Annotated in this window: 7 protein-coding genes; 2 read left to right on the top strand and 5 right to left on the bottom strand. The window is 69.3% G+C overall.

The genetic code is table 11. The features are described 5' to 3' along the window. Positions 1-5: 5 nt before the first annotated feature. Complete coding sequence (locus tag GT354_RS56085; protein WP_346012415.1) at positions 6-158, top strand: DUF3866 family protein; 153 nt, start codon at positions 6-8, stop codon at positions 156-158. A 98-nt stretch (positions 159-256) separates the two neighbouring features. On the opposite strand, the gene GT354_RS41305 is transcribed toward GT354_RS56085, so the two are convergent. The 5 genes from GT354_RS41305 to GT354_RS41285 all read right to left on the bottom strand — a co-directional run bounded on the left by GT354_RS41305 (position 257) and on the right by GT354_RS41285 (position 5,314). Continuing rightward, the gene (locus GT354_RS41305) at positions 257-637 is read right to left on the bottom strand and encodes an FKBP-type peptidyl-prolyl cis-trans isomerase (protein WP_161361791.1); all 381 of its coding nucleotides are present in this window, start codon (positions 635-637) and stop codon (positions 257-259) included. A 90-nt stretch (positions 638-727) separates the two neighbouring features. Further along, on the bottom strand, positions 728-1,645 hold the full coding sequence (locus GT354_RS41300; protein ID WP_161361789.1) for an FKBP-type peptidyl-prolyl cis-trans isomerase: 918 nt from the start codon (positions 1,643-1,645) through the stop codon (positions 728-730). A gap of 116 nt (positions 1,646-1,761) precedes the next feature. Continuing rightward, a complete protein-coding gene (locus GT354_RS41295) occupies positions 1,762-2,598 on the bottom strand; it encodes an ATP-binding cassette domain-containing protein (RefSeq protein ID WP_237535959.1) in 837 nt (278 codons plus the stop codon). Between the two features lie 73 nt (positions 2,599-2,671). Further along, on the bottom strand, positions 2,672-4,033 hold the full coding sequence (gene pafA / locus GT354_RS41290; RefSeq protein WP_161361787.1) for a Pup--protein ligase: 1,362 nt from the start codon (positions 4,031-4,033) through the stop codon (positions 2,672-2,674). 9 nt (positions 4,034-4,042) lie between these two features. Continuing rightward, the gene (locus GT354_RS41285) at positions 4,043-5,314 is read right to left on the bottom strand and encodes an MFS transporter (protein ID WP_346012414.1); all 1,272 of its coding nucleotides are present in this window, start codon (positions 5,312-5,314) and stop codon (positions 4,043-4,045) included. Positions 5,315-5,460: 146 nt separating this feature from the next. On the opposite strand from GT354_RS41285, the gene GT354_RS41280 reads away from it, so the two are divergent. Continuing rightward, on the top strand, positions 5,461-6,170 hold a 710-nt coding region (locus GT354_RS41280; RefSeq protein ID WP_161361785.1), incomplete at its 3' end, for a LacI family DNA-binding transcriptional regulator.

Below are 6,170 nucleotides of genomic sequence, written 5' to 3'. Positions count from 1 at the left end.
ACACCGTGGTCACCGTGCCCGTCGAAGGCCTGGACGCGGCGCTGCGCGCGTCGCCCGCCAGGCTGTCCACGATGGGACGCGGGCTCGACGCCGACTACGCGTACTTCCTCGCCGCCGCCGCGGCCGGCCACTACGCCGTCGAACACCCGACGCCGTGACACGCCGTCGGCCCCGGCCCGCGCGAACGCGGACCGGGGCCGAACGGACGTGCACCGGTCCCGTGACCGAAAACCGGTGACGGTTTTCGGTCACGGCACTATCGGCCGACCTTCATCAGGTCGACGACGAAGATCAGCGTCTCGCCGGGGGCGATCGCGCCGGGCGCGCCGCGGTCGCCGTAGGCCAGGTGCGCCGGGATGACCAGCTTGCGCCGGCCGCCGACCTTCATGCCCTGTACACCGCGGTCCCAGCCCTCGATGACCTGGCCGACGCCGAGCTTGAAGTCCAGCGGGCTGTTGCGGTTCCAGGAGGCGTCGAACTCCTCGCCCGTGGAGAACGCCACGCCGACGTAATGCACGCTGACGTTGTGACCCGCGGCGGCGACGTCACCGTCACCTTCCCAGATCTCGGTGATCTCCAGGTCGGCGGGGACGCCACCCTCGGGAAAGTCGATCTCGGGCTTCGAAAGGTTGTTCACAGCGTTGTCCGTATCCGTTCGAGTGCTGAATGCGGGGTCCAACGTACCGGCCCCGACCGTCGCGCGTGCCCCGCCGGCCCGGCGGGCGCGCTACGCGGCCGGCGCGCCGCCGTACGCGTCCACGATGTCGACGACGAACACCAGCGGGGCGTCCGCCGGAATGGTCGGCGGGCTGCCCTCCGCGCCGTACGCCTTGTCCGCCGGCAGCACGAGCATCACGCGGCTGCCGACCTTTTGACCCACCAGGGTCTCGTCCCAGCCGGTCACCACCCGGCCGACGCCGATCGGAAAGACCGACGCACCCCCGTGGTCCCACGACGAGTCGAACTTGGTGCCGTTGGCGAACAGCACACCGGTGTACTGGGCGACCATCTGCGCGCCCTTGCCCACCACCGGGCCGTCACCCTGGATGAGCGTCTGCACGATCGGCTTGCTCAACTCGGGGGCCTTGGTGCCCGGCGGGATGGTGATCTCCGCGGGCTTGCCCGACTCGACCTTGGCCACCGGCAGACCCGCCGGCGGCGTCACCGGGGTGCCCTTGGCCTCGGCCTTGAGGTCCACGGTCTTGGTCTCGGTCAAGTCCATCACCAGCGCCAGGTCCTTCTTGGTGCCGGCGAGCTTGGCGGGCAGGGTCACGAGCATGCGGGTACCGGTCTTCTTGCCGATGATCCCCTGCGCTATTTCCCTGGGCATCTCCGTGTTGCCGGCCTGGAAGACCTCGGGCGTCCTCGTGGCGTACGAGTTGCCATAGTCCTCGCCGTTCCACAACTCGCCGACGGTCTGGGCGATCACGTAGTCGCCCTTCTTGATCTCCGCCCCGGTGCCCTCGATGAGCACCGACGAGGTGATCTTGTCGCCGGCCTTCCCCTTGGGGATGGAGATGTCCGGCGCCTGCCCGAAGGCGCCGGTGACGGTGGGCGTAACAGTCTTTCCTCCGTCGTCCTCGCCACACGCGACCGCGGTGAAGGCCAGTGCGGGGACCAGAAGGAGCGCAGCGAGACGGCGCACGATGTTCCTCTGCTGAGTTGGACAAGGACCGGGACACTCTATGGGGTGTCGATGTCAGGACGACGTGAAGACGGGCCCCTCCGCGAAATACGGCGAGCCCCGCACGTGACGAACCCTCAGGCCACGTCCCGACCCCGACGCACCAAACGCGCCGCCCACCGGCCGTCCTCGCCCCGCACCGACAGTGGAATACCGAAGCACGCGCTCAGGTTCGCGTCCGTCATCACCTCCGCCACCGGCCCCGCCGCGACGGCGGAGCCCTCGCGCAGCAACAGCGCGTGTGTCACCGAGGTCGGCAACTCCTCCAGGTGGTGCGTGACGATCACCAGGGTGAGCTGCGGGTACTGCCGAGTGAGCAGGTCGATCGCGGCCAACAACTCCTCGCGGCTGGGCAGATCCAGCGCGTTGGCGGGCTCGTCGAGCAGCAGCAGTCGCGGATCGGGCATCAACGCCCGGGCGATCCGGGCCCGGCCGCGCTCGCCCTGCGAACACACCTGGATCTCGCGCTCCGCGAGCCGCTCCAGGCCCAACAGGCCGATCAGCTCGCGGGCCCTGGCCTGCTCGGCCGGTCCGTAGCGCCCGTACAACGGCTGCACCGTGCCGCTCGCCCCGGTCAGCACATAGTCGGTGATCGTCAGATGCTCGGGGATACGCTGCGCGGCGTTGACCGCGCCCACCTCGGCGCGCAACTCCCGAATGTCCACCTTGCCCAGCCGCTTGCCCAGCACGGTCACCGAGCCGCTGCCGGGAAAGCGCAGCGCGCCCGCCAGCGCCAAAATCGTGCTCTTGCCCGCGCCGTTGTGCCCCAGGAGCGCCCAGCGCTGCCCCTCGCGCACCGTCCAGTCGACGCCGACCAGCATGTCCGTACGCCCGCCCGGGCCGTGCGCCCACACGTCGACGGCGTCGAGTTCGAAGACCGGCGGCGCGGTGTCCCACATACGTGTATCGACCATGCGCCCAGCATGACAGCCGCCCGCCCCACCCCCGGCACGGGGCGAGACGGGCGACCGACCACGCCAAGCGACCTCACATGCTGGCGATCAACTTCTCCACGCGGTCGTCCACCGACCGGAAGGGGTCCTTGCACAACACGGTGCGCTGCGCCTGGTCGTTGAGCTTGAGATGCACCCAGTCGACCGTGAAGTCGCGTCGCTGCTCCTGGGCCTTCTTGATGAACTCGCCGCGCAACCGGGCCCGCGTGGTCTGCGGTGGCAACGACTTGGCCTCGAAGATCTTCAGATCCTCGCCGATCCGGTCGATCTGGCCGCGGCGCTCCATCAGGTAGTAGAGCCCTCGGCGGCGATGGATGTCGTGATAGGCGAGGTCGATCTGGGCGACCCTCGGCGAGGACATGGGCAGGTTGTGCTTGGCCCGATACCGCTCGATCAACTGATACTTGATCACCCAGTCGATCTCGCGCCCGACCGCGTCCAGGTTGCCGGTGTCGATCGCGTCGAGCGTGCGCTCCCACAGATCGAGCACCTTGGCCACCGTGCCGGTCCGGATCCCCCGGCGATCCGCGAACTCCTGAGCCTTCGTCAGGTATTCCCGCTGAATGTCCAGGGCACTGGCCTCGCGGCCGTTGGCCAGCCGCACCTTGCGCGAACCCGTCATGTCGTGACTGACCTCACGAATCGCCCGAATCGGGTTCTCCAGCGTCAGATCCCGCATGACGATCCCGGCCTCGATCATCCGCAACACCAGATCGGTCGAGCCGACCTTGAGCAGCGTGGTGGGCTCGGCCATGTTCGAGTCGCCGACGATCACGTGCAGACGCCGATAACGCTCGGCATCGGCATGCGGTTCGTCGCGCGTGTTGATTATCGGACGAGAACGGGTCGTGGCGGAACTGACGCCCTCCCAGATGTGCTCGGCCCGCTGGCTCACGCAGTACACCGCACCACGCGGCGTCTGGAGAACCTTGCCCGCGCCACACAACATCTGACGAGTCACCAGAAACGGGATGAGCACATCGGCGAGGCGGGAGAATTCCCCGTGCCGCGCCACCAGATAGTTCTCGTGACAGCCGTAGGAGTTGCCTGCGGAATCGGTGTTGTTCTTGAAGAGATACACGTCGCCCGCGATGCCCTCTTCGTGCAGCCGCCGTTCGGCGTCGACGAGGAGACCCTCGAGAATGCGCTCACCGGCCTTGTCGTGCACGACAAGTTCCGGCACCGAGTCACACTCGGGCGTCGCGTATTCGGGGTGGCTGCCCACATCCAGATACAGCCTGGCCCCATTGCGTAGGAAGACGTTGCTGCTTCGGCCCCACGACACGACTCGGCGGAAGAGGTAGCGCGCCACCTCGTCCGGGGAGAGCCTGCGCTGCCCCCGGAACGTACAGGTGACGCCGTACTCGTTCTCCAGCCCGAAGATTCGGCGGTCCATGCGGCAACATTACGCCGCTGATGTGCCGTTACGGGACAACTCCGGGTCGGTGATTCCCTCGAAATGGATCACGTTTGAAATCACCCGCCCCCGGCCCACCAGAAACACCAACAAACCGAGGCCCGCGCCGACCCCCGCAGCCAGGAACGCACCACGCGCACCACCCACTTCGCCGGCCCACCCGGCGACCGCCATCCCCAGCGCCGAACCCGCCCCGATCGCCGCCACCAGCCACGCGAACGCCTCCGTCACCGTGCCCTGCGGCGCCAGTTCGTCGATCATCGTGAAACTGCACGCGATGGCCGGCGCCAGAAACAGCCCCGACAACACCGCGAGCGGCATCATCAACCACGGGCCCGGCACCGCGACCAACGGCAGATAACACACCGTCAAACCCAACAGGAACCACGACAGTCGAGCCACCGGCGCACTGCGCCACGCCACCACACCGTGCGCCAACCCGCCCAACAGACCACCGAACGACATCGACGCCAGGAACACCCCGGCCAGCGCGTCCGAGCCCTCCCGGTCCGCATACGCGACCGCCGCCACGCTCAACACACCCAACGCCGTCCCCGCGAGCGTGAACGCCAACAGCACCACCCGCAGGCCCGGCGCCCGCAACGCCCCCGCCCAATGCGGCGTGTGCGCCTCGCCACGCCACCGCCGCGACGGCGCCGACGTCGCCACCACCAACGTGCCCGCAACCCCGATCAGGCCGGTCAACCACACCGCCGCCTGCGCCGACGCCACCTGCGTCACCAGCACCACGATCAACGGACCCACCGTGAACAAGATCTCCTGCGCCGCCGCGTCCAACGCGTACGCCGCCTGCACCCGCTCCTGAGTAAGCACCGAAGGCCACAACGCCCGCAGGCCCGCCTCCAACGGCGGCGTGGTGAACCCCGCGATCAACACCACCACCACCGCCACCGGCAACGGATACACGCCCACCACCGCGAACACGCCGTACGCCGCCGCCGACACCACCGCCGAACCGATCAACACCCCCGTCTGCCCACGCCGATCCATCCACCGACCGAGCACCGGCTGCCCCGCGGCGGTCGCGAGCCCGTACACCGCCGACAACACCCCGGCGAGCCCGTAACCGGCGCCGTCCGCGCGCACCGTCAACAACACCGCCAACGCGCCCATCCCGTTGGGCAACCGACCGAACAACGTGCCGCCCAACAGCCGCGCCGCGGATGGCACGCGAAGCAGATCCAGATAGGTCCGCATACGCGAGAACCGCCCTTCCGTGCCGAAGCCGACACGTCTCACCGGTGCACGGTGCGTCGGCCCGACACCCCGCCCTACGTCATACGTATGACTTTCAGATGTCACTGTGCCGCCGACCACGGAGAATGGCAAGCGCGTTCTAGGCTGACCACCGCACCATCCCCCCACACCGCCGCGCGAGGACCCTGTTGCCGACCCCACCCTCCCCACCCCCGGCACACCGGCCCACCAGCAAGGACGTGGCCCGCCTCGCCGGCGTGTCGCAATCCACCGTCTCGCTCGTGCTCGCCGACAAATGGCGCGGCCGCGTATCGCCCAACACCGTCGAATCCGTACGCGGCGCCGCCGCCGACCTCGGCTACCGACCCAACACCGCCGCCCGATCGCTACGCCTGGGCCGCACCCGCAGCGTCCTGCTCGTCGTGCCCGTCCTCACCTCACCGTTCTTCGGCGCCGTCCACACCGGAGCCGCGAACGTCGCCGCCCGCCGCGACTTCGGCATCGTCGTCTACCCCACCCGCGACGGCCTCGACCTCTCCCCCGGCCCGTTCGCCGCCGGCCCCGCCGCCATCGACGGCATCCTCGCCTCCTCGATGGCCGCCGAACCCCTCACCGTACTGCGCTCCACCGGCCCCGGCTCCCCCGGCCTACCCCTCGTCATGCTCGACAGCGAACCCGGCCGCGGCACCACCACCGTCAACCACGACGTCGCCGACAACATGCGCGCCCTCACCGAACACCTCGTCGGCCTCGGCCACCGCCGATTCGCCCGCCTGCGCTCGGCCGTACCGTCATGGACCTTCGACGTGCGCGACGCGGCGTTCCGGGCCGCACTCGGCCCCGCGACACTCGTCGCGGACGCGGCGGCGGCGCTGCGCCTGGACGAGGCGCGCGAGGC

The sequence above is a fragment of the Streptomyces sp. SID3343 genome (assembly GCF_009865215.1).
GTDB lineage: Bacteria > Actinomycetota > Actinomycetes > Streptomycetales > Streptomycetaceae > Embleya.
The sequence above is the reverse complement of the archived record's forward strand: the minus strand, read 5'-3'. Positions and strand labels throughout refer to the sequence as shown.

Coding starts and splice junctions, on each gene's coding strand:
- pafA (WP_161361787.1), bottom strand. CDS start 4,033: ATGGACCGCCGAATCTTCGGGCTGGAGAACGAGTACGGCGTCACCTGT.
- GT354_RS41295 (WP_237535959.1), bottom strand. CDS start 2,598: ATGGTCGATACACGTATGTGGGACACCGCGCCGCCGGTCTTCGAACTC.